We start from the raw sequence: 21,132 nt of genomic DNA, 5'->3' as shown, positions 1-21,132 counted from the left end.
ACAGGGCGCTCCGCCCGTGCCGTGACCTGGTGGCCGACGGCACGGGCGAAGCGCCCCAGTGGTTCGAGCTTAGTTCTTGGTGATCTCGTAGTAGAGCGGCACCGAGTTCCAGCCGAACTCGACGTTCGACACGCCCTCGCCGTAGCCGCCGGTCACGTTCGCGTACCACAGGGGCAGCGACGGGAGGTCCTTCAGGAGGATCTCCTGGGCCTGCTGGAACGTCTTGTTCGCAGCGTCGGCGTCGGCGTCCGACAGGCCCTGCTGGAGCAGGGTGTCGAACTCGGGGTTCGAGTAGTCGCCGTCGTTGGACGAGGCGCCGGTCACGTAGAGCGGTCCGAGGAAGTTGTAGAGGCTCGGGTAGTCGGCCTGCCATCCGGTGCGGAACGCGGTCTCGATCGAGCGGTCGACGATCTTGGTGCGCGCCTCGGCGAAGGTCGGGTACGCGTCGCCCTCGGCGTCGATGCCCAGCGTGTTCTTGATCGAGTTGGTCACCGCGTCGACCCAGCCCTGGTGGCCGCCGTCGGCGTTGTAGGCGATCTTGAAGGTGCCGTCCCAGGGGCTGATCGCGTCGGCCTGAGCCCACAGCGCCTTGGCCTCGTCGGGGTTGTACTCGAGCACGTCGGCGCCGGAGAGGGCGTCGCTGTAGCCGTCGATCACCGGGGAGGTGAAGTCGGAGGCCGGGGTGCGGGTGCCCTCGAAGATCACGTCGGTGATCTCCTTGCGGTCGAAGGACATCGAGATCGCCTGGCGGCGGAGCTGGCCCTCCTCGCCGTCGAAGTGCGGGAGACGGCCCGGGATGGTGAAGGACTGGAACACGGCCGAGGGCTGGTTCACGGCGCGGTCGCCGAGGTCGCTCTCGAAGGTGCCGAAGGCGGAGTCCGGGATCTGGTCGATCACGTCGACGTTGCCGCCGAGGAGGTCGGCGTAGGAGGCGTCCTGGGTGGCGTAGAAGACGATCTTCAGGCCGCCGTTCTGGGCCTCGCGGGGGCCGGTGTACTCGCCGTTCTTGACGAGCTCGATCTGGACGTCGTGCTGCCACGCGTCGTCGCCGTCGAGCTTGTACGGGCCGTTGCCGATCGGGTTCTCACCGAAGGCGGCCATGTCGTCGAACGCGGCGGCGGGCAGCGGGTAGTACGCCGAGTAGCCGAGGCTGATCGGGAAGTCCGACTGCGGGGACTTGAGCGCGACGGTGAAGGTGGTGTCGTCCACGGCCTTGAGGCCGGTGAGCTCGCTGTCCTCGGTGTCGCTGAAGCCCTCGAAGTTCGAGAAGAACGACGCGCTGAGCTGGTTGTTCGAGAACTTGGCGCCGTAGTTCCAGGCGTCGATGAACGAGCTGGAGGTGACCGGGTCGCCGTTCGTGAAGGTCAGGCCCGACTTGATTGTGATCGTGTAGTTCTGCGCGTCGTCCGACTCGATGGACTCGGCGACGTCGTTCTCGGGGGCGCCCTTGGCGTCGTAGTAGACCAGGCCCGCGAAGATCTCGTCGAGGATCTTGCCGCCGCCCACCTCGTTGGTGTTCGTCGGGATCAGCGGGTTCTGCGGCTCGGAGCCGTTGGTGGAGATGATCGCGGCGGCGTCGCCTCCCGATGCACCTCCGCCCGAGTCGTTCGAGCTGCTGCAGCCGGCCAGGACCAGCGTGCTCGCGGCGACGAGCGCCAGAGCCCCGAATCCGTAACGTCTGATGTTCACTATTCCTCCAGTGATGTGGGGGCGCGCGAGAAGTGGTTTCCCTGACGCGTGGAGTGCCGTGCGCGTGGCGACGGCGGCGGCGCACGAGACTGGTGGCCGTCGCGCGGATGCCTTCAACGAGACTATGTATTCGCCCGCTATCTGCACAAAAGCATGTGGCAACCGTTACACAGCGGTAACCGGGAGGTGGAATCCTTGCGCTGTTCTGCACGAAACGTGCGTACCGGGCGGCCGTCGCGCAACACATCGACTTCAGAGGAGACGCACGGAGTGTCCACCGACCTGTCAGGATCCGCGCCCGGACGGCGCCGGATCCGCACCGAGATCCTGCTGGTCCTCGGGCTCTCGCTGGGCGCCTCCGCGGTCTACTCGGTGGTCTCCATCGCCAACCGGCTCACCCGCTCGACCGCACTGGCCGACCAGACCGCGACGATCAACGGCGCCCTCAGCGACCGCCCGGGCTTCGACCTCGTCTACCAGCTGCTCGCGCTCTTCTTCGACCTGGTGCCGGTGGCCCTCTGCGCGTTCCTGCTCTGGCAGAGCTCGGGCCGTCCGCTCGGGCGCCTGGGGCTCGACCTGCGCCGGCCGTTCGCGGACCTGCGGACCGGGACCGTCCTCGCGGTGGCGATCGGCGCGCCGGGCATCGCGCTGTACGCCGTCGGACGCGCGCTGGGCATCACCGTGGCGGTGGTGGCCTCGCCGCTGGACGCGTACTGGTGGACGGTGCCGGTGCTCGTGCTCTCCGCGATCCGGGCGGGAGTGCAGGAGGAGGTCGTCGTGATCGGGTACCTCTTCGCCCGCCTGGGCGATCTGGGCTGGGGGCGGTGGCGGATCCTGGTGACCAGTGCGCTGCTCCGGGGCAGCTACCACCTGTACCAGGGCATCGGGCCCTTCATCGGGAACGTGGTCATGGGCCTGGTGTTCGGACTGTTCTACCAGCGCTTCGGCCGCACCCTGCCCCTGGTGATCGCCCACTCGATCATCGACATCGTCTCGTTCGTCGGCTACCCGCTGGCCGTCGCCCTCTGGCCCGAGCTGTTCGCGCCGCCGGCTCCGCGGCCGTGACGACGGACCGATCGCATCCGAGGAGCCGCAGGACCGCGCCGCGCTCGACGGCGGCTCTCAGGAGCCGGGGCGTGACACCCGCACGGTGGAGCCGCTCGCTCGTCGCGACTCCGTCGAGCTCTGCCAGCACCTCCACGACGCGTTCCCCACGGTCGGGCTCCCTCGTGCATCGGGATCGCCGTGCGCCGTTCCCCCCGGATCGGGAGGACTGCGACCCACTCCGCGCCTGTGCGGGACCGCCGTTATCCGCAGCCGAGGGTGGGAGATGACAGGACGGGCTCGAGGCTCCGTTCCTGCTCTCTCACCCTCGGTTGCGGACGAGCGCGTGCGGGCGGATCAGGCGAAGGCCTCGATGGGCGGGCAGGCGCAGACGAGGTTGCGGTCGCCGTAGGCCTGGTCGATCCGGCGGACCGGCGGCCAGTACTTGCCGCGCACCAGCGAGCTGACCGGGTAGACGGCCTGCTCGCGGCTGTAGGGGTGTGTCCACTCCTCGGCCGTCAGGCACTCGGCGGTGTGCGGGGCGCCGCGCAGCGGGTTGTCGTCCACCGGCCACTCCCCCGCGCCGACGCGGTCGGCCTCCGCCCGGATCCCGATCATCGCGTCGATGAAGCGGTCGATCTCGGCGAGGTCCTCGCTCTCCGTCGGCTCGACCATCAGGGTCCCGGCGACGGGGAAGCTCATGGTCGGGGCGTGGAAGCCGTAGTCGACGAGGCGCTTGGCGACGTCGTCCACGGTCACTCCGGTCGCCGCCGTCAGCGGACGGATGTCGAGGATGCACTCGTGGGCGACGAGCCCGTTGTCCCCCGTGTAGAGCACCGGGTAGTGCTCGCGGAGGCGCGCGGCGACGTAGTTGGCCGAGAGGACGGCCGCCCCGGTCGCGGCCCGCAGGCCCTCCTCGCCCATCATCCGGGCGTACGCCCACGAGATCGGCAGGATGCCGGGGCTGCCGTAGGGCGCTGCCGACACCGGTGCGCCGCCGTGGACGATCCGCTCGCCCTGCGTGCCCACGCCGTGCTCGAGCCGCTGCGCGAGCGGGTGACCGGGCAGGAACGGCGCGAGGTGCGCCTTCGCGGCGACGGGACCGACGCCGGGACCGCCTCCGCCGTGCGGGATGCAGAACGTCTTGTGCAGGTTGAGGTGCGAGACGTCGCCGCCGAAGTCTCCGAAGCGGGCGAAGCCCAGAAGCGCGTTGAGGTTCGCGCCGTCCACGTACACCTGTCCGCCGGCCTCGTGGACGAGGCGGCAGATCTCGGCGACCTCGTGCTCGTAGACGCCGTGGGTCGACGGGTAGGTGATCATCAGCGCGGCGAGGGAGCCCGCGTGCTCGGCGATCTTCGCCCGGAGGTCGTCCAGGTCGACGTTGCCGAGCTCGTCGCAGGCCACGACGACGACGCGCATGCCGGCGAGGACCGCGCTCGCGGCGTTGGTGCCGTGGGCGCTCGAGGGGATCAGGCAGATCGTGCGGTCCTCGTCGCCGTTCGACCGGTGCCAGCCGCGGATCGCCAGCAGGCCCGCGAGCTCGCCCTGCGAGCCGGCGTTGGGCTGGAGCGACACGGAGTCGTAGCCCGTGAGGTGGGCGAGCCACCCCTCCAGCTGGTCGATCAGCGCCAGCGAGCCCTGCACGTCCGCCTCGGGGGCGAACGGGTGCAGGTCCGCGAACTCGGGCCAGCTGACCGCCTCCATCTCGGTGGCGGCGTTGAGCTTCATGGTGCAGGAGCCGAGCGGGATCATGCCGCGGTCCAGCGCGTAGTCCGAGTCGGCGAGGCGCTTGAGGTAGCGCATCATCGAGGTCTCGCTGTGGTGGCTGCTGAAGACCGGGTGCACGAGGAACGGCGTGCGGCGGTCGAGCTCGGCGGGGATACTCCGCGCGGAGCCGCTGAGGAAGCCGAACGACGAGTCCAGCTGCCCGACGGCGGTCGCGACGGCGATCACCTCGAGGTCGGTGACCGTCTCGTCGATCGACACCGAGACCGTGTCGGCGTCGACCAGGCGCACGTCGAAGCCGGCCTGGCGGGCGCGGGCGACCGCCGCCTCCGCGCCGCCGGGCACGACGACCGAGACGGTGTCGAAGAAGTCGGCGTGCCGGAGGGAGTGGCCCCGGTCGAGGAGGAGGCGCGCGAGGAGCGCGGCCCGGCCGTGCACGCGCTCGGCGATCGCGGCGAGCCCGTCCGGCCCGTGGTAGACCGCGTACATCGCCGCCATGACGGCCAGGAGGACCTGCGCGGTGCAGATGTTCGAGGTCGCCTTCTCGCGGCGGATGTGCTGCTCGCGGGCCTGGAGGGACAGGCGGTAGGCGGGGTGGCCGTCCGCGTCCTGGCTGACGCCGACGAGGCGGCCGGGCAGCTGGCGCTCGAGTCCCTTGCGGACGGCGAGGTAGCCGGCGTGCGGTCCTCCGAAGCCCAGCGGGACGCCGAAGCGCTGCGTGGTGCCGACCGCGACGTCCGCGCCGAGCTCGCCCGGCGAGCGCACCAGGGTCAGCGCGAGCAGGTCGGCGGCGACGACGGCCAGGCCGCCGTGGGCCTTCACCGCGGCGAGCACCGCCGACGGGTCCCAGAGGTGCCCGGACGCGCCGGGGTACTGCACGAGGGCGCCGAAGCACTCCGGCACCTCCTCCGCGGCGGTGCGCGAGAGAGGGAGCTCGACGATGCGGATGCCGACGGCCTCCGCGCGGCCGCGCAGCAGCGCGAGGGTCTGCGGGAGAGCGTCGGAGTCGACGACGAAGACGTCGGTGCGCGCCTTCGAGGCGCGGCGCGCGAGCAGCATCGCCTCGACGACGGCGGTGCCCTCGTCGAGCATCGACGCGCCGGCCGTGTCGAGGCCGGTGAGGTCGGAGACCATCGTCTGGAAGTTGATCAGCGCCTCCAGGCGCCCCTGCGAGATCTCGGGCTGGTACGGCGTGTAGGCCGTGTACCAGCTGGGGTTCTCGAGCACGTTGCGCTTGATCACGGCGGGGGTGTGCGTGCCGTAGTAGCCGAGGCCGATCATCGGCCGACGCACCGTGTTCTTCGCGGCGAGGGCGCGCAGCTCGGCGAGCGCCTCCGTCTCGGTGGCCGGAGCGGGCAGCACCCGCGGGAGGTCGCGGACCTGGATCGACTCGGGGACGGCGGCGGTGACGAGCTCCTCCACGGAGTCGTAGCCGAGAGCCGCGAGCATGGTGCGCTGCGCGTCGGCGTCGGTCCCGATGTGGCGGGACTCGAAGGCGCCGGGGGTCCTGGTGGCCGCCATCTACTCGCCGACCAGCTCGGTGTAGGCGGCGGAGTCGAGGAGGCCGTCGGGCAGGGCGTCGAAGCGGACCCGGATCAGCCACCCCTCGCCGAACGGATCGGAGTTGACGAGCTCGGGGCTGTCGACGACGGCCGTGTTGGCCTCGAGGACCTCGCCGTCGACGGGGGCGAACAGCTCGCCCACCGACTTGGTCGACTCGATCTCGCCGACGACGCTGCCGCCCTCGACGCGGGCTCCCGCCTCGGGGAGCTCGACGAAGACGACGTCGCCCAGCTTGTCGGCGGCGTAGGCGGTGATGCCGACGGTCGCGACCTCTCCGTCGACCCGGATCCACTCGTGGTCGGAGGTGTACTGCAGCTCGGTGGGCACGGCCATGTCAGTTCTTCTTTCTCGAGTAGAAGGGGAGCTCGGTGACGGTCATCGGGAGGCGCGTGCCGCGGATGTCGACGGCGAGCGCCGTCCCGGGCTGCGCGGAGGCGGGGGCGACGTAGGCCATCGCGATCGGGACGCCCAGGGTCGGCGAGAGGACGCCGCTGGTGACCACTCCGACCTCGTCGTCGCCGGAGAGGACGGTGTAGTCGGCGCGGGCGGCGCGGCGGCCCTCGCCGACGAGCCCGACGAGCACAGGAGCTTCTCCGGAGGGACCCTCCTCGCTGGCCGCGCGGCCGACGAAGTCGATCGGCTTCCCGAAGGCGACGACGCGGCCGAGGCCGGCCTGTGCGGGGAAGACGTCGCGGGAGAGCTCGTGGCCGTAGAGCGGCATGCCCGCCTCGAGGCGGAGGGTGTCGCGGGCGGCGAGGCCGGCGGGGACGAGGCCCGCTCCGGCGCCGGTCTCGGCGAGAGCCTGCCAGAGCGCGGGAGCGGAGTCGGGCGAGACGTAGATCTCGAAGCCGTCCTCGCCTGTGTACCCGGTGCGCGCGATCAGGATCGGGTGCGCCTCGAAGGTCGCGGGCACGGCGCGGTAGTAGCGCAGCTCCGCGAGCAGGCGGGCGGCGTCGTCCGTGTCGAGCACCGACTCCGCTCCCCGCTCGGTCTCGACGGCGAGGCCCTGGACGTTCTGCAGGATCTCGAGCGAGCGCGGGCCCTGCAGCGCGATGAGGGCGACGTCGTCGCTCTCGTCGAACAGCTCGCACTCGAACATCGCGGTGCGGTCGCGGAGCGTCTCGACGACGATGTGCCGGTTGGCCGCGTTCGCGACGACCATGAAGCGGTCCTCGCCCGTGCGGTAGACGACGAGGTCGTCGATCACGCCGCCCGTGCGCTCCAGGAGGAGGGTGTACTTCGCGCGGCCGGCGGCGACGGCCGAGATGTCGCTCGCCAGCGCGTAGTCGAGGGCGTCGACCGCCTCGGGGCCGACGACGAGGATCTCGGCCATGTGCGAGAGGTCGAAGAGGCCGGCGGCGGTGCGCACGGCGTGGTGCTCGGCGAGATCGCCGGAGTAGCGGACCGGCATCTGCCACCCGGCGAAGTCGGTGAAGGACGCGCCGGCGGCGACGTGCACCTCGTGCAGGGGCGAGTAGCGGGCTTCGGGGCTGGTCGTCGGGGTCTCGGACATGAGTTCTCCATTTCGTCGCAGTGCTGGACTCGCGCCGCGTTCGCGGCAGAGCACAGCAGTGCCGTGGGAACTCCCCCTCTGTCGTGGAGCCTGAGAGATTCGCGCCGCCCCGAGGGGTCGAGCGCTTTCACCATGGGCGGATCCGAGCGGATCGCTTTCCAGAGTGGCCAGTTCGACGCGGTACAAGACCTGAGAGATTGGCGGGGAGGCTTGCTCCTTCGGTGCCGACCGGAGTCGGCTCTCCCGCGTCGCGTATTGCGGCCCGGTATTCGGTTGTGCGGTCAGCCTAGCGGGCGGGGCGGGCCCTTAGCGGCGTGTCGCTTCTCCCGCTAGGTGTTCAGGTGTTGGTGACACTAAGGTGATCCCAGCACTTACAGTCGGTGCGACTCTTAGTAGGGGGCATCGGATGCCGGACGTGCAGCTCGCCGTGTCGACGGTGATCTTCGCCCTGCGGCCGCACCCGGAGACCGGAGCGAGCACCGTCTGGATCCCCGTCGTCCGGCGCATCCGCGAGCCGTTCGAGGGACTCTGGGCACTGCCCGGCGGACCGCTGCATCCGGACGAGGATCTCGCCGAGTCGGCCCGCCGCACTCTCCGCGAGACCACGGGCCTGGCTCCGCGCTACCTCGAGCAGCTCTACGCCGTCGGCGGCACCGACCGCTCCCCCGGCGAGGACCGCGTCGTGTCGATCGTCTACTGGGCGCTCGTGCGCTCCGCCGAGGCCGACGAGGCCATCGTGGGAGAGAACGTCGCCTGGCTCTGCACCGATCTGCCGCTCGAGCTCGCCTTCGACCACGGACTGATCGTCGACTACGCCCTCTGGCGCCTGCGCAACAAGATGGAGTACTCCCGCATCGCGCAGGCCTTCCTCGGCGGCGCCTTCACCCTGTCCCAGCTGCGGGAGGTCCACGAGGCCGTCCTGCAGAAGCCCCTCGACCCGGCCAACTTCCGCCGGACGATCGAGAGCTCCGGCACCGTGGTGCCCACCGGGGAGCGCCTGACGGGCACCCGCCACCGTCCCCCGCGCCTCTACCGCTACGACGAGTCGGCGGCGCTCGCCGACAACGGCCCGCTGCCCGTCTGAGCGCGCCGCCCGACTCCCCCACCCGCCTCACGAGGAGAACACCGTGACATCCGTCGACAGCACCATCCGGCTCATCGAGGGCGGCTCCGCGCCCGGCGCCACCTGCGCGCCCGAGCTCGCGGAGGCCCCCTGGTCGTTCGACCTCGGCCTGCCCGCCTACGGGCCCGGCGCCTCCCAGGCCGACCCGATCCCGGCCGACGCCCCGGTCCAGGGACGTCTGCCGGAGGAGTACACGACGGCGAGCGCCGACGAGCTGCACCACCGCATCCTCGCGGCGAAGGAGACGCTCGGCGAGCGGGTCGTCGTGCTCGGGCACTTCTACCAGCGGGACGAGGTGGTGCAGTACGCCGACTACGTGGGCGACTCGTTCCAGCTGGCGAAGGCGGCGACGAGCCGGCCCGACGCCGAGGCCATCGTCTTCTGCGGCGTGCACTTCATGGCGGAGACGGCCGACATCCTCTCCGGACCGGAGCAGGCCGTGATCCTCCCGAACCTGGCGGCCGGCTGCTCGATGGCGGACATGGCCGACATCGACTCCGTCGAGGACGCCTGGGCCGAGCTCACCGAGCTCTACGGCACCGAGCCGGACGCCGACGGCCGCGTGCCGCTCGTCCCGGTCACGTACATGAACTCCTCGGCCGCGCTGAAGGCGTTCTGCGGCCGCAACGGAGGCGTGGTCTGCACCTCCTCGAACGCGGCGACCGTTCTCGAGGACGCGTTCGCGCGCGGGCAGCGGGTGCTGTTCTTCCCCGACCAGCACCTCGGCCGCAACACCGCCAAGGCGATGGGCGTGCCGCTGGAGCGGATGCCGATGTGGAACCCGCGCAAGCCGCAGGGCGGCTCCGACACTGCGACGCTCCTGGACGCGCAGGTGATCCTCTGGCACGGCTTCTGCTCGGTGCACAAGCGCTTCACGACGGCCCAGATCGCGAAGGCGCGCGCCGAGCACCCGGGCGTGCGCGTGATCGTGCACCCGGAGTGCCCGATGGCGGTCGTCGACGCGGCCGACGAGTACGGCTCGACCGACTACATCGTGAAGGCGATCCAGGCGGCACCCGCGGGATCGACCTTCGCGATCGGCACCGAGATCAACCTGGTGCAGCGCCTCGCCGTCCAGTACCCGCAGCACACGATCTTCTGCCTCGACGACGTGGTCTGCCCCTGCTCGACCATGTACCGCATCCACCCCGGCTACCTCGCCTGGGTGCTCGAGGGACTGGTCGCGGGGACGGTGCTCAACCGGATCGAGGTCGCGGAGTCGGTGCAGGCCGAGGCGCGCATCGCCCTCGAGCGGATGCTCGCGGCCGTTCCGCCCGCCGGGCCGGCGGCGGTCTGACATGGCGCGGGTCGTCGTCGTCGGCAGCGGCATCGCCGGGCTGGTCGCCGCGCTGACGGCGCAGCGCCGCCACGAGGTGCTGCTCGTCACCAAGGGCGCGCTGGCGGAGTCGTCGACGCGCGCCGCGCAGGGCGGGATCGCCGCGGTCACGGCGCCGGGCGACTCCGTGGCGCTGCACGTGGAGGACACGCTCACCGCCGGTGCGGGCCTCGCCGTGCGCTCGGCGGTCGAGGTGCTCTGCGCCGAGGGGCCGGAGGCGGTCGCGGTGCTGCAGGAGTGGGGCGTCGGCTTCGACCGCGAGGGCGGCGAGCTGGCGCGGGGACTCGAGGGCGCCCACTCGCGTCCGCGGATCCTGCACGTCGGCGGCGACGCGACGGGCGCCGCGATCGAGGCCGCGCTCGTGGCGGCGGTGCGGGCCTCGTCCGTCGAGGTGCGCGAGCACGCCGCCCTGGTCGACGTGGTGCGGGAGGGCGGCTCGGTCACGGGCGCCGACGTCCTGCACGACGGCGTGCTCGAGCGCCTGGCGGCCGACGCGGTCGTGCTGGCCACCGGAGGCGCCGGGCAGCTCTACCGGCACACCACCAATCCGTCCGTCGCGACCGGGGACGGGCTCGCCGCCGCCCTGCGGGCGGGAGCGGAGACGGCGGACCTGGAGTTCTACCAGTTCCACCCGACCACGCTCGCGCTGCCGGGCGGCTTCCTCGTCTCGGAGGCGGTGCGCGGCGAGGGCGCGGTGCTGCGCGACGCCGCGGGCGAGCGGTTCCTGGCAGGGGTGCACCCCGAGGCCGAGCTGGCGCCGCGCGACGTCGTGGCGCGCGCGATCGCGGAGCGGATGCGGCTGCAGGGCGGACTGCCCGTGCACCTGGACGCCCGGGCGATCGCCCCCGAGGTGCTGGCGAAGAGGTTCCCGACGATCTCGGCGGCCTGCCGCGAGAACGGGCTCTCGCTCGCCGACGACCTGCTGCCCGTGACTCCGGCCGCGCACTACTGGATGGGCGGGATCGCGACCGACCTGGACGGGCGCACCAGCCTCCCCGGGCTGCTCGCGGTCGGCGAGGTCGCCCGCACCGGCGTCCACGGCGCGAACCGCCTCGCCTCCAACAGCCTGCTCGAGGGCGTCGTGTTCGCGCGCCGCGCGGCGCTCGCCCTCGACTCCCTCTCCTGGAGCGGCGGCCCGGTCGCCCCTCCCCGCGCCGTCGTCCCGATGACGCTCGACCGCACCGCTCTCCAGGACGCGATGTGGGCGGGAGCCGGCCTCTCCCGGGACGCGGCGGGGCTCACAGCGGCGCGCGGCACGCTCGTCGCCTCCGCCTCGCCCGCTCCGCTCGGACTGAGGACGCTCGAGGACGCGAACCTGCTGACCTGCGCCCTCGCTCTCATCGACGCCGCGCTCGCGCGCACGCACTCCGTCGGCGCCCACCACCGCATCGACTCCCCCGACCCCGCGACGGCGAGCGCCGCCGCCCCCACCAGAGAGGCGGCCCTTCCGTGCTGACCCGCCAGAGCATCGACCGCGTCGTCACCCTCGCCCTCGAGGAGGACGCGCCCTGGGGCGACCTGACCTCCGACACCCTCCTCCCCGCGGACGCCACCGCGAGCGCCGCCCTCGTGGCCCGCGAGCCCGGCGTCCTCAGCGGCGGCGCCGTCCTCGTCGGCACGATGCGGCAGGTCGACTCCCGGATCCGCTGCTCGGTGCTCGTGGAGGACGGCGCGGTCTTCGAGGCCGGGCAGACCCTCGCCCGGATCGAGGGCCCCGCGGGCGGCGTGCTCCGCGGCGAGCGGGTCGCGCTCAACCTCGTGCAGCGGATGAGCGGCATCGCCACCCTGACGGCGCAGTACGTCGCCGCGGTGGAGGGGACGCGCGCCCGCATCGTCGACACCCGCAAGACCACGCCGGGCCTGCGCGCGCTCGAGAGGCACGCCGTCCGCAGCGGCGGCGGCCGCAACCACCGCTTCTCGCTCTCGGACGCGGTGCTGGCGAAGGACAACCACCTCGCGGTGCTCGCCGCGCGCGGGATCGACCTGACCGCGGCCCTGCGGGCGGCGCGCGCCTCGATCCCGCACACGGCGCACCTCGAGGTCGAGGTCGACCGGCTCGACCAGATCGAGCCCGCGCTGGCGGGAGGCGCGGACACGATCATGCTCGACAACTTCACCCCCGAGCTGCTCCGCCAGGGCGTCGCCCTCATCGGCGGGCGGGCCGTGGTCGAGGCGAGCGGCGGCGTCGACCTCTCGACCGTGCGCGCGATCGCGGAGGCGGGGGTCGACGTGATCTCCGTCGGCGCGCTCACCCACAGCGTCCGCTCGCTCGACCTCGGCCTGGACATCGCGGTCGAGTGATCTACCTCGACCACGCCGCGACCTCGCCCGTGCGCCGCGAGGTGCTGGAGGCCATGTGGCCGTTCCTCACCGCCGAGTACGGCAATCCGTCGAGCAGCCACTCGCTCGGCGACGCCGCGGCGCGCGCGCTGGAGGCGGCGCGCGCTCACGTGGCCCGCTTCCTCGGCGGCCGCTCCTCCGAGACGCTCTTCACCTCCGGCGGCACGGAGTCGATCAACACGGCGGTCAAGGGCCTCGCGCTGGGATCGCCGCGCGGACGGCACCTGGTGATCTCGGCGCTCGAGCACGAGGCGACCGTCGAGTCGGCCGACCACCTCCGGCGCCTGCACGGCTTCGAGGTGTCGACGGCCCCCGTCGACGCGACCGGCCTGCTCGACCTCGACGCGCTCGCCGCGCTGGTCCGGCCGGACACCGCACTGGTCTCGGTGCTCGCGGCGAGCAACGAGATCGGGACGGTGCAGGACGTTCCGGCGATAGCGGCGCTCTGCCGATCGCGGGGCGTGCCGCTGCACGTGGACGCCGTCCAGGCCGCCGGCTGGCTGGACGTCGCGGGCTGGGGCGCCGACGCGGTCTCGGTCTCGGGGCACAAGCTCGGGGCGCCGAAGGGCGTGGGGGCGCTGCTGCTGCGCAGCCGGCTCCCGTTCGAGCCCCTGCTGCACGGCGGCGGCCAGGAGCGGGAGCGGCGCTCGGGCACCGAGAACGTGGCCTTCGCGGTCGCGCTCGGCACCGCGGTGCGCCTGCTCGATCCGGACCGCGCGGCGCGGGTCGGAGCGGTCCGGGACGCGTTCGCCGAGCGGGTCGCGGCCCTGGCGCCCCGGGCCGTGCCGCTGGGCTCCGCGGCGCACCGGCTCCCCTCGATCGCCGCGTACGCCGTCCCCGGGCGCAGCGGCGAGTCGACGCTCCTCGAGCTGGAGGAGCGCGGCGTCGTCGTCTCGAGCGGCTCGGCGTGCGCCGCCGGGCGCGACGAGCCCTCGCCCGCGCTGCTGGCCCTCGGCCTCGACCCCGACGTCGCCCGGACCGCCGTGCGGTTCAGCTTCGGCGAGGGCGCCACGCTCGAGGAGGCCGAGGCCGCGTCCTCCGCGCTCTCCACGGTCCTCGCCTGAGACCTCTCGCAGCGGATCCCCGTCGGTCGGGAATGTCCGGGGCGTCCGCCGCTGTTCTCCCTCCGTACCCCGCATCCGCGCCCGCGAGTCGAGCCGTCGATGCGCCCCTCACACCGATCCCCCTCACGACCGGAGAACACCTGTGACCGAGCGCAGCACCCTTCCCGCCGCACGGCCCGCCGCACCTGCCGCCGCCACGACCCTCGAGCCGCGCAGCCGCCTGGTCATCAGCCTCCTGCTGGTGTCGGCGTTCGTCGTGATCCTCAACGAGACGATCATGAGCGTGGCGCTGCCCGACCTCATGCGCGACTTCGACGTCGAGGCGCACGTGGGCCAGTGGCTCTCGACCGCCTTCATGCTCACGATGGCCGTCGTCATCCCGATCACGGGCTACCTGATCCAGCGGCTGCACACCCGCACGCTCTTCGCCGCCGCGATGATCCTCTTCAGCCTCGGCACGCTCACCGCCGCGCTCGCCCCGACCTTCGCGGTCCTCCTGGCGGCCCGCGTGGTGCAGGCCGGCGGCACGGCCATCATGATGCCGCTGCTGATGACGACCGTGATGACGCTGGTGCCCCCGGCGATCCGCGGCCGGATGATGGGCAACATCTCGATCGTCATCTCGGTGGCTCCGGCCGTCGGACCGACGATCTCGGGCGTCATCCTCAACTTCCTCGGCTGGCGCTGGATGTTCTGGATCGTGCTGCCGATCGCGATCGGCGCGCTGCTCCTGGGCCTGCGCAAGGTCGAGAACGTCACCGAGCCCCGCTCCATCCCGATCGACTCGCTCTCGGTCGTCCTCTCGGTCTTCGGCTTCGGCGGCCTCGTCTACGGCCTGTCGAGCCTCGGCGAGGGCGGAGCCGCGGTCGTCGCGCCGTGGATCCCGTTCGTCGTCGCGGGTCTCGGCCTCGCGGGCTTCATCGCGCGCCAGCTGCTGCTGCAGCGCACCGACCGGGCCCTGCTGGACCTCCGGACCTTCTCCTCCGCGAACTTCACCATCGTCATCGCGATGATGGCGGTCAGCATGTCGGCGCTCTTCGGCACCCTGATCCTGCTGCCCCTCTACACGCAGAACGTGCTGGGCCTCACTCCGCTGGAGACCGGGCTGCTCCTGCTCCCCGGCGGCCTGCTGATGGGCCTGCTCGCGCCGTTCGTCGGCCGCGGCTACGACCGCTTCGGCCCGCGCGTGCTGCTCGTGCCCGGCTCGATCGTCGTCGCCGGCGCACTGTGGGGGTACACCCTGCTCGCGGCGGACTCGTCGCCCTGGTTCGTCCTCTCGCTGCACGTCACCCTCAGCCTGGGCCTCGCCTTCGTCTTCACGCCGCTGTTCACCGCCGGCCTCGGCTCGGTGCGCCCCTCGCTCTACTCGCACGGCAGCGCGATCATCGGCACCGTGCAGCAGCTGGGCGGCGCGGCGGGCACGGCGCTGTTCGTCACCGTCCTCTCGATCCGGTCGGCGGAGCTCGCGCAGGGCGGAGCCGACGAGGTCGCCTCCTACGCCGGCGGCATCCACTCCGCGTTCCTGTGGGGCGCGTCGATCGCGACGGTCGCGATCGTGGCCGCGTTCTTCGTCCGCCGCCCGGCGGAGTCGGACGCGCCGCTCCCGATGGCGCACTGAGCCGGGCGGGCCGACCCCGCCTGTTCACCTCCGCGTCACCCCGCCTCCCTACGGTGTCGCCCCGGCCGCCGCGCTCCCGATCGCGCGGCCGGGACGGAGACGAGACGTGACCGAGACGGCCGGCCCCCAGGACGTGCTCGACGCCGGAGCGGCCACCCCTCCTCCCCGCACGCTGGTCGACGTCCTCCGCGACACCGCGGAGCGCCACCCGGACGCCTCCGCGCTGGAGGACCCGGCCGGAGCGCTCAGCTACCGGGAGCTGCTGGCCCGCACGGTGCAGCTCGCGGGCGAGCTCACCACCGCAGGGGTCCGACGCGGCGACCGCGTCGGGATCCGCATGCCCAGCGGCTCCCGCGAGCTCTACCTCGCGATCCTGGCCGTCCTCGCCGCGGGAGCCGCGTACGTCCCGGTGGACGCGGACGACCCCGAGGAGCGGGCGCGCCTCGTCTTCGGCGAGGCCGCCGTCCGCGGCGTGATCACCGGCTCCGGCCGCTTCGAGCGCACCGGCGCCGACGAGCCGGCCGCCCGCCTGTTCACCGCGAGCGCGCCGCACCCGAGCACGGCGTCGATCCCGCTGCTGCAGCCGCCCTCGCTCGAGGACGACGCCTGGATCATCTTCACCTCCGGCTCCACCGGAACCCCCAAGGGAGTGGCCGTCAGCCACCGCTCCGCCGCCGCCTTCGTCGACGCCGAGGCGCGCCTGTTCCTCCAGGCGGAGCCGCTCGGCCCCGGGGACCGGGTGCTGGCCGGTCTCTCGGTCGCGTTCGACGCGTCCTGCGAGGAGATGTGGCTCGCCTGGCGGCACGGCGCCTGCCTCGTCCCCGCTCCCCGCTCGCTGGTCCGCAGCGGCATGGACCTCGGCCCATGGCTGACCACGCACGGCATCACCGTGGTCTCGACCGTGCCGACCCTCGCGGCGCTCTGGCCCGCGGAGTCGCTCGAGAACGTCCGCCTGCTGATCTTCGGCGGCGAGGCGTGCCCGCCGGAGCTCGGCGAGCGCCTGGCCGTCGAGGGCCGCGAGGTCTGGAACACCTACGGGCCGACCGAGGCCACCGTCGTCGCCTGCGCCGCGCCCCTCGGCGGGCCTCCCCCGGTGCGCATCGGGCTGCCGCTGGACGGCTGGCGGCTCGCCGTCGTGGACGCGGACGGGCAGCGGGTCGGCGAGGGCGAGGTCGGCGAGCTGGTCATCGGCGGGGTCGGGCTCGCGCGCTACCTCGACCCGGTCAAGGACGCCGAGAAGTACGCGCCGGCACCGCTCCTGGGCTGGGAGCGGGCCTACCGCTCCGGCGACCTGGTGCGCTTCGAGAGCGCCGGCCTGATCTTCCAGGGGCGCGCGGACGACCAGGTGAAGCTCGGCGGTCGGCGGATCGAGCTCGGCGAGGTCGAGGCGGCGCTGCAGGCGCTCCCCGGAGTCTCGGGGGCGGCGGCCGCGGTCCGCACCACGGCGGCCGGCAACCAGGTCCTCGTCGGCTACCTGGCCCTCGCCGGCGGCCGGGAGCTCGACCGCGACGCGGCGCTCGCCCGCCTGCGTGAGGCGCTGCCCGCATCCCTCGTGCCGCTGCTGGCCGTGGTCGAGGAGCTGCCGACCCGCGTCTCCGGCAAGGTCGACCGCGCCGCACTCCCCTGGCCGCTCGCCGTGGGCACGACCGAGGACGCCTCCCTCGACCCCGAGGAGGCGTGGCTCGCCGCCCTCTGGCGCGACGTGCTCGGCGTGCCGGTCGACGAGCGGGCGAACTTCTTCGACCTCGGCGGCGGCTCCCTCGCCGCCGCCCAGCTGGTCGCGCGGATCCGCGAGCGCGACCCCGAGTTCACGGTCGCCGACGTCTACGCCCACCCGCGTCTCGCGGCGATGGCCGCCGAGATCCAGAGCCGCTCGACCGGCACTGCGGAGGTGTCCGCTCACCGCATCGCGCCGGTCCCCCTCAGGATGCGCGTGCTGCAGACCCTCCTCGGCGCACCGCTGCTCGTGCTCGGCAGCGCCCGCTGGGTCACTGCGATCCTCACCGTCACCGCGGTGCTCGACCTGGTGCCGGGGTTCGGCTGGCTGCCCACCGCTCCGCTCGCCGCGCTGATCCCCGCGTTCGCGCTCTTCCTCACGCCGTTCGGGCGGATGGGGCTCACCGTCCTCGCCGCGCGCACCCTGCTGCGCGGGATCCGAGCCGGAGACCACCCGCGCGGCGGGAGCGTGCACCTCCGGCTCTGGCTGGCCGAGCAGATCGCGTTCCAGCTCAAGGCCGTGAGCCTCGCGGGCGCGCCCTGGGTCGCCTATTACGCCCGCGCGCTCGGCGCCCGCATCGCCGACGACGTCGACCTGCACTCCCTCCCTCCGCTGACCGGGATGCTCACGCTCGGGCGCGGCGCCGCGATCGAGCCCGAGGTCGACCTCTCCGGCTACTGGATCGACGGCGACGTCCTGCGCGTCGGTGCCGTCCGGGTCGGCGCCGGCAGCACGGTGGGCGCGCGCAGCACGCTCCTCCCCGGCGCCCGGATCGGCAAGCACGCGCAGATCGAGCCGGGATCGGCCGTCTTCGGGCGGGTGCCGGCCGGGCAGCGCTGGGGAGGATCCCCCGCCCAGCGGCTCGGCAGGGCGAACGCCGGGTTCCCCTCGGAGCGCCCGGCGCGCCGCCCGGGCTGGGTCTGGGCGTACGGAGCGTCCGCGGTCGGCCTCGCGGCGGTCCCGGTCCTCGCCCTCGCGGCCGGGCTCGCCGTCGTGGCCGCCGCCGTGCGCGGCTCGGCCGGCCTCGGCGCCGCGCTCGGGCCCGCTCTCGCCGCCCTCGTGCCCGCCGTCGCCGTCTCCGGAGTCGTCCTCGCCGCTCTCGTCGTCGTCCTGGTGCGCCTGCTCGGCCGGGGCGTCGAGCCGGGCACCCACCCTGTGCGCGGTCGGATCGGCTGGCAGGTCTGGTCGACGGAGCGGCTGCTCGACTCCGCTCGGGTCCTGCTCTTCCCGCTCTACTCGGGCCTGTTCACCCCGGTCTGGCTGCGGCTCCTCGGCGCGAAGGTCGGACGCGACGTCGAGGCCTCGACGGTGCTGCTCCTGCCCGCGATGACGACCATCCGCGACGGCGCGTTCCTCGCCGACGACACGCTCGTCGCCTCCTACGCGCTCGGCGGCGGCTGGATGCGGCTCGCCCGCGCCGAGATCGGCGAGCGCGCGTTCCTCGGCAACTCCGGCATGGCCGCGCCCGGCCACACCGTGCCCGCCGGCGGACTCGTCGCCGTCCTCTCCTCCGCGCCCCGCAAGTCGAAGGCGGGCTCGTCGTGGCTGGGCTCACCGCCCGTGCGGCTGCGGCGCACCGTCGTCGAGGCGGAGTCGGCGCGCACCTTCCGCCCGGCCCGCCGACTCCGCGCGGCCCGCATCGCGTGGGAGCTCGGCCGCTTCGTCCCGGTGGTCGTCTCGGTCGCGATCGGCCTCGGCGTGGTAGCCGGACTGCTCGCGCTGATCCAGACGCTCGGGGCGGTGCTCGCCGCGCTCGTGGGAGGCGTCGTGCTGCTGGCCGCCGGAGCGGTCGCCGCGGCCGTCTCCACCGCCGCGAAGTGGATCCTGATCCAGCGGGTCGAGCCGAGCGAGCAGCCGCTGTGGTCCTCGTTCGTCTGGCGGAGCGAGCTGGCCGACGCCTTCACCGAGATGGTCGCCGCGCCCTGGTTCGCCCACGCCGCCGCGGGCACTCCGGCGCTGGTCTGGTGGCTGCGGAGCCTCGGCGCCCGGATCGGACGCGGCGTCTGGTGCGAGAGCTACTGGCTCCCCGAGGCCGATCTGATCTCGCTCGGCGACGGAGCGACCGTGAACCGGGGCTGCGTCGTGCAGACGCACCTGTTCCATGATCGAATCATGAGCATGGATCTCGTGAGCCTCGACGCCGGCGCCACCCTGGGCCCGCACAGCGTGATCCTCCCCGCCGCGCGGATCGCCGAGCACGGCACGGTCGGCCCGGCCTCGCTCGTCATGCGGGGGGAGCTCGTGCCCGCGGGCAGCCGCTGGAGCGGCAACCCGATCGGCCCGTGGCGCGAGGTGCGCGTCGCCGACTACCACGCGCCCGTCGCGTGAGCCCCGCGCTGACCGGGCTCGAGACCGCCGGCGACCCCTACGTCCCCGGCATCGGGAACACCGGCTACCGCGTCGAGTCCTACGACCTCGACCTCGACTACCGCGTCGCCTCGAACCGCCTGGCCGGCCGGGCCGTGCTGCGGATCGTCGCGCTGCAGCCGCTCCGGCGGTTCTCCCTCGACCTCTCCCGGCTCCGCGTGGCCCGCGTCCGGATCGACGGACGCCGCGCCCGCCACGAGCAGGCGCCGCACAAGCTGCGGGTGTCCCCCGCCGAGCCGCTGGCCGCCGGCGAGAGCGTCGACGTCGAGATCGAGTACAGCGGCCACCCCGCCCCCCGCGCCAGCCACTGGGGCGAGCTCGGCTGGGAGGAGCTGGAGGACGGGGTGCTCGTCGCCTCGCAGCCCTCCGGCTCCTCCACCTGGTTCCCCTGCAACGACGACGTCGCCGAGAAGGCTCCCTACCGCCTGCGCGTCACCGCCGAGGAGGGCTACGCCGTGCTCGCGAACGGGGTGCTCATCGACTCGAGCGCCCGCTCCGGCCGCCGCACCTGGCTCTACGAGCAGCGCGAGCCCAGCGCCGCGTACCTCGCCTCGGTGCAGATCGGCCGCTACGCGATCGAGGAGCGCGTGCTCGCCGGCGTCGCGGTGACCCTCGCCCGCCCCGCCGCCCTGGCCGCTCGGGTCGCGCACGACTTCGCTCCGCTCGAGCGCATGCTCGCCCTGTTCACGCGGCTGTTCGGGCCCTACCCCTTCGCCCGCTACTGCGTCGTCGTCACGGCGGACGAGCTGGAGATCCCGCTCGAGGCGCAGGCGATGGCGGTGTTCGGCGCCAACCACGCCGACGGCCGCGGCGGCTCGGAGCGCCTCATCGCGCACGAGCTCGCGCACCAGTGGTTCGGCAACAGCGTGGGCATCGCCCGGTGGCGCCACATCTGGCTCAACGAGGGGTTCGCCTGCTACGCGGAGTGGCTGTGGTCGGAGGAGTCGGGCCGCGCCACCGCCGACGCCTGCGCCCGCCGCCACCACGCGGTGCTGCGGGCTGCGGCGCAGGATCTCGTGCTCGCCGATCCGGGGCCGGTCGCGCTCTTCGACGACCGCGTCTACAAGCGCGGCGCGCTCACCCTGCACGCGCTGCGGCTCACCGTCGGCGACGGGCCCTTCCTCCGGCTGCTGCGGGAGTGGACGTCCCGCTACGCCTCCGCCGCCGTCACCGACGAGGAGTTCCGCGAGCTCTGCACCGAGGTCCTCGGCGAGGGCGTGGACGATCTGCTCGACGCCTGGCTCCTCGACGAGGAGCTGCCGCCGCTACCGTCCCGGCGCTGACACCAGCGAGTCCGCGAGCGCGTCGCCGTGCTCGCGCCGCCAGCCGATGATGGGCCCGGCGCCCGCGTCCCCCATCGGCCCGAGGGCGACGCTGACCCGCAGCGCGGGGTCCAGCTGCGGCTCGGCCAGCCGGAAGCGGACGCCGTCGATCCGCGCCTCCGCCGCGTGGTGCGACTCGTGCACGTGCACCCGGCGCGGGTCGAGCTCGAGCCCGCGACCGTCCGCCTTCAGTGCGGCCTCGATCCGGGTCCAGTGCAGGACGGGGTCGGCGGGGCGCATCCCGCCCGTGGCGAAGGGCGCCCCGGCGATGCGCGTGATCCGCTCCCCGCGCTCGGGCGTGCCCAGCGTCGGCTCCACATCGACGCCGACCGCACCGGCGCTGCTCGCCGCGACCACGACGGCGCCCGCGCAGTGCGCGATGCTCACCGACAGCAGCTCGAGCGCGATCCCGCGTCCCTCCAGCCGCGGCCGGCCGTGCGCGCCCCCGCAGCGCGGGCAGCACGCGACGACCCGGACCTCCGACGCGCGCGTCCCCGTGAGCTCGGCCGCGAGCATCCGCAGGAGCACCCGCCCGAAGACGAAGCGCTCGGCCGCCGACGCGGCGACCGTGCCGGCGTAGCGCTCGCGCTCCTCGTCGCTCAGCAGCGGCAGCAGCCGCTCGGCGTCCAGCGTCTGCTCGTCGAGCGCCAGCCAGCGCAGGTGCACCCCCGGCAGCTCCGCGCCGATCCCCGACTCCCCCATGTCCGTCCC

The 21,132-nt window shown here is 73.5% G+C and carries 14 protein-coding genes and 1 riboswitch; of the genes, 9 read left to right on the top strand and 5 right to left on the bottom strand.

Annotated elements, in window-relative coordinates; translation table 11 throughout:
• Nucleotides 1–69: 69 nt before the first annotated feature.
• Nucleotides 70–1,689: an ABC transporter substrate-binding protein gene (locus C5D36_RS00755; protein WP_104294982.1), complete on the bottom strand. Its 1,620-nt coding sequence runs from the start codon at nt 1,687–1,689 to the stop codon at nt 70–72.
• A gap of 270 nt (nt 1,690–1,959) precedes the next feature.
• Here C5D36_RS00755 and C5D36_RS00750 point away from each other — a divergent pair, with 270 nt between their 5' ends.
• Complete coding sequence (locus tag C5D36_RS00750) at nt 1,960–2,754, top strand: CPBP family intramembrane glutamic endopeptidase (protein WP_258062827.1); 795 nt, start codon at nt 1,960–1,962, stop codon at nt 2,752–2,754.
• Between the two features lie 336 nt (nt 2,755–3,090).
• Here the strand turns inward: C5D36_RS00750 and gcvP are convergent, their stop codons facing one another.
• From gcvP to gcvT, 3 genes are read right to left on the bottom strand one after another with little or no spacing between them, the layout of a single operon-like run.
• Nucleotides 3,091–5,979, bottom strand: a complete 2,889-nt coding sequence (gcvP, locus tag C5D36_RS00745; RefSeq protein WP_104294980.1) for an aminomethyl-transferring glycine dehydrogenase — start codon at nt 5,977–5,979, stop codon at nt 3,091–3,093.
• Nucleotides 5,980–6,354 (bottom strand): glycine cleavage system protein GcvH, encoded by a 375-nt coding sequence (gene gcvH / locus C5D36_RS00740; RefSeq protein ID WP_104237541.1) that lies wholly within the window; start codon nt 6,352–6,354, stop codon nt 5,980–5,982.
• Between the two features lies 1 nt (nt 6,355).
• Entirely contained in the window at nt 6,356–7,534 is a 1,179-nt protein-coding gene (gcvT, locus tag C5D36_RS00735) for a glycine cleavage system aminomethyltransferase GcvT (protein ID WP_104294979.1), read from the bottom strand.
• Between the two features lie 168 nt (nt 7,535–7,702).
• Nucleotides 7,703–7,790: riboswitch (glycine riboswitch) on the bottom strand.
• 150 nt (nt 7,791–7,940) lie between these two features.
• On the opposite strand from gcvT, the gene C5D36_RS00730 reads away from it, so the two are divergent.
• From C5D36_RS00730 to C5D36_RS00695, 8 genes are all read left to right on the top strand, one after another.
• Nucleotides 7,941–8,618 (top strand): NUDIX domain-containing protein, encoded by a 678-nt coding sequence (locus C5D36_RS00730; protein ID WP_104291543.1) that lies wholly within the window; start codon nt 7,941–7,943, stop codon nt 8,616–8,618.
• A 43-nt stretch (nt 8,619–8,661) separates the two neighbouring features.
• Nucleotides 8,662–9,954 (top strand): quinolinate synthase NadA, encoded by a 1,293-nt coding sequence (gene nadA, locus C5D36_RS00725; RefSeq protein ID WP_104222968.1) that lies wholly within the window; start codon nt 8,662–8,664, stop codon nt 9,952–9,954.
• Between the two features lies 1 nt (nt 9,955).
• Entirely contained in the window at nt 9,956–11,449 is a 1,494-nt protein-coding gene (gene nadB, locus C5D36_RS00720) for an L-aspartate oxidase (protein ID WP_104294978.1), read from the top strand.
• Entirely contained in the window at nt 11,443–12,294 is an 852-nt protein-coding gene (nadC, locus tag C5D36_RS00715; RefSeq protein ID WP_104249544.1) for a carboxylating nicotinate-nucleotide diphosphorylase, read from the top strand. Before nadB ends, nadC begins: the two co-directional genes overlap by 7 nt.
• Nucleotides 12,291–13,397, top strand: coding sequence for a cysteine desulfurase family protein (locus tag C5D36_RS00710; protein WP_104249543.1), 1,107 nt, complete (start codon nt 12,291–12,293; stop codon nt 13,395–13,397). The genes nadC and C5D36_RS00710 overlap by 4 nt, the downstream gene beginning before the upstream one ends.
• Nucleotides 13,398–13,539: 142 nt before the next feature.
• Complete coding sequence (locus C5D36_RS00705) at nt 13,540–15,015, top strand: DHA2 family efflux MFS transporter permease subunit (protein WP_104222964.1); 1,476 nt, start codon at nt 13,540–13,542, stop codon at nt 15,013–15,015.
• A gap of 106 nt (nt 15,016–15,121) precedes the next feature.
• Complete coding sequence (locus tag C5D36_RS00700; protein WP_181072710.1) at nt 15,122–19,060, top strand: Pls/PosA family non-ribosomal peptide synthetase; 3,939 nt, start codon at nt 15,122–15,124, stop codon at nt 19,058–19,060.
• Nucleotides 19,057–20,382 (top strand): M1 family metallopeptidase, encoded by a 1,326-nt coding sequence (locus tag C5D36_RS00695; RefSeq protein WP_258062826.1) that lies wholly within the window; start codon nt 19,057–19,059, stop codon nt 20,380–20,382. Before C5D36_RS00700 ends, C5D36_RS00695 begins: the two co-directional genes overlap by 4 nt.
• Here the strand turns inward: C5D36_RS00695 and C5D36_RS00690 are convergent.
• A complete protein-coding gene (locus C5D36_RS00690; RefSeq protein WP_104222962.1) occupies nt 20,365–21,123 on the bottom strand; it encodes a 4'-phosphopantetheinyl transferase superfamily protein in 759 nt (252 codons plus the stop codon). The genes C5D36_RS00695 and C5D36_RS00690 overlap by 18 nt on opposite strands.
• Nucleotides 21,124–21,132: the final 9 nt, after the last annotated feature.

It is taken from the genome of Rathayibacter sp. AY1C6 (assembly GCF_002931535.1).
Classification (GTDB): domain Bacteria; phylum Actinomycetota; class Actinomycetes; order Actinomycetales; family Microbacteriaceae; genus Rathayibacter.
Note: the sequence above shows the minus strand (reverse complement) of the source record. Positions and strands in the feature narration are given on the sequence as shown.

Bases quoted from the DNA above. Each gene is read 5' to 3' on its own strand.
- C5D36_RS00690 (WP_104222962.1), bottom strand. From the start codon at position 21,123: ATGGGGGAGTCGGGGATCGGCGCGGAGCTGCCGGGGGTGCACCTGCGC.
- nadB (WP_104294978.1), top strand. From the start codon at position 9,956: ATGGCGCGGGTCGTCGTCGTCGGCAGCGGCATCGCCGGGCTGGTCGCC.
- gcvH (WP_104237541.1), bottom strand. From the start codon at position 6,354: ATGGCCGTGCCCACCGAGCTGCAGTACACCTCCGACCACGAGTGGATC.
- gcvT (WP_104294979.1), bottom strand. From the start codon at position 7,534: ATGTCCGAGACCCCGACGACCAGCCCCGAAGCCCGCTACTCGCCCCTG.
- C5D36_RS00730 (WP_104291543.1), top strand. From the start codon at position 7,941: ATGCCGGACGTGCAGCTCGCCGTGTCGACGGTGATCTTCGCCCTGCGG.
- gcvP (WP_104294980.1), bottom strand. From the start codon at position 5,979: ATGGCGGCCACCAGGACCCCCGGCGCCTTCGAGTCCCGCCACATCGGG.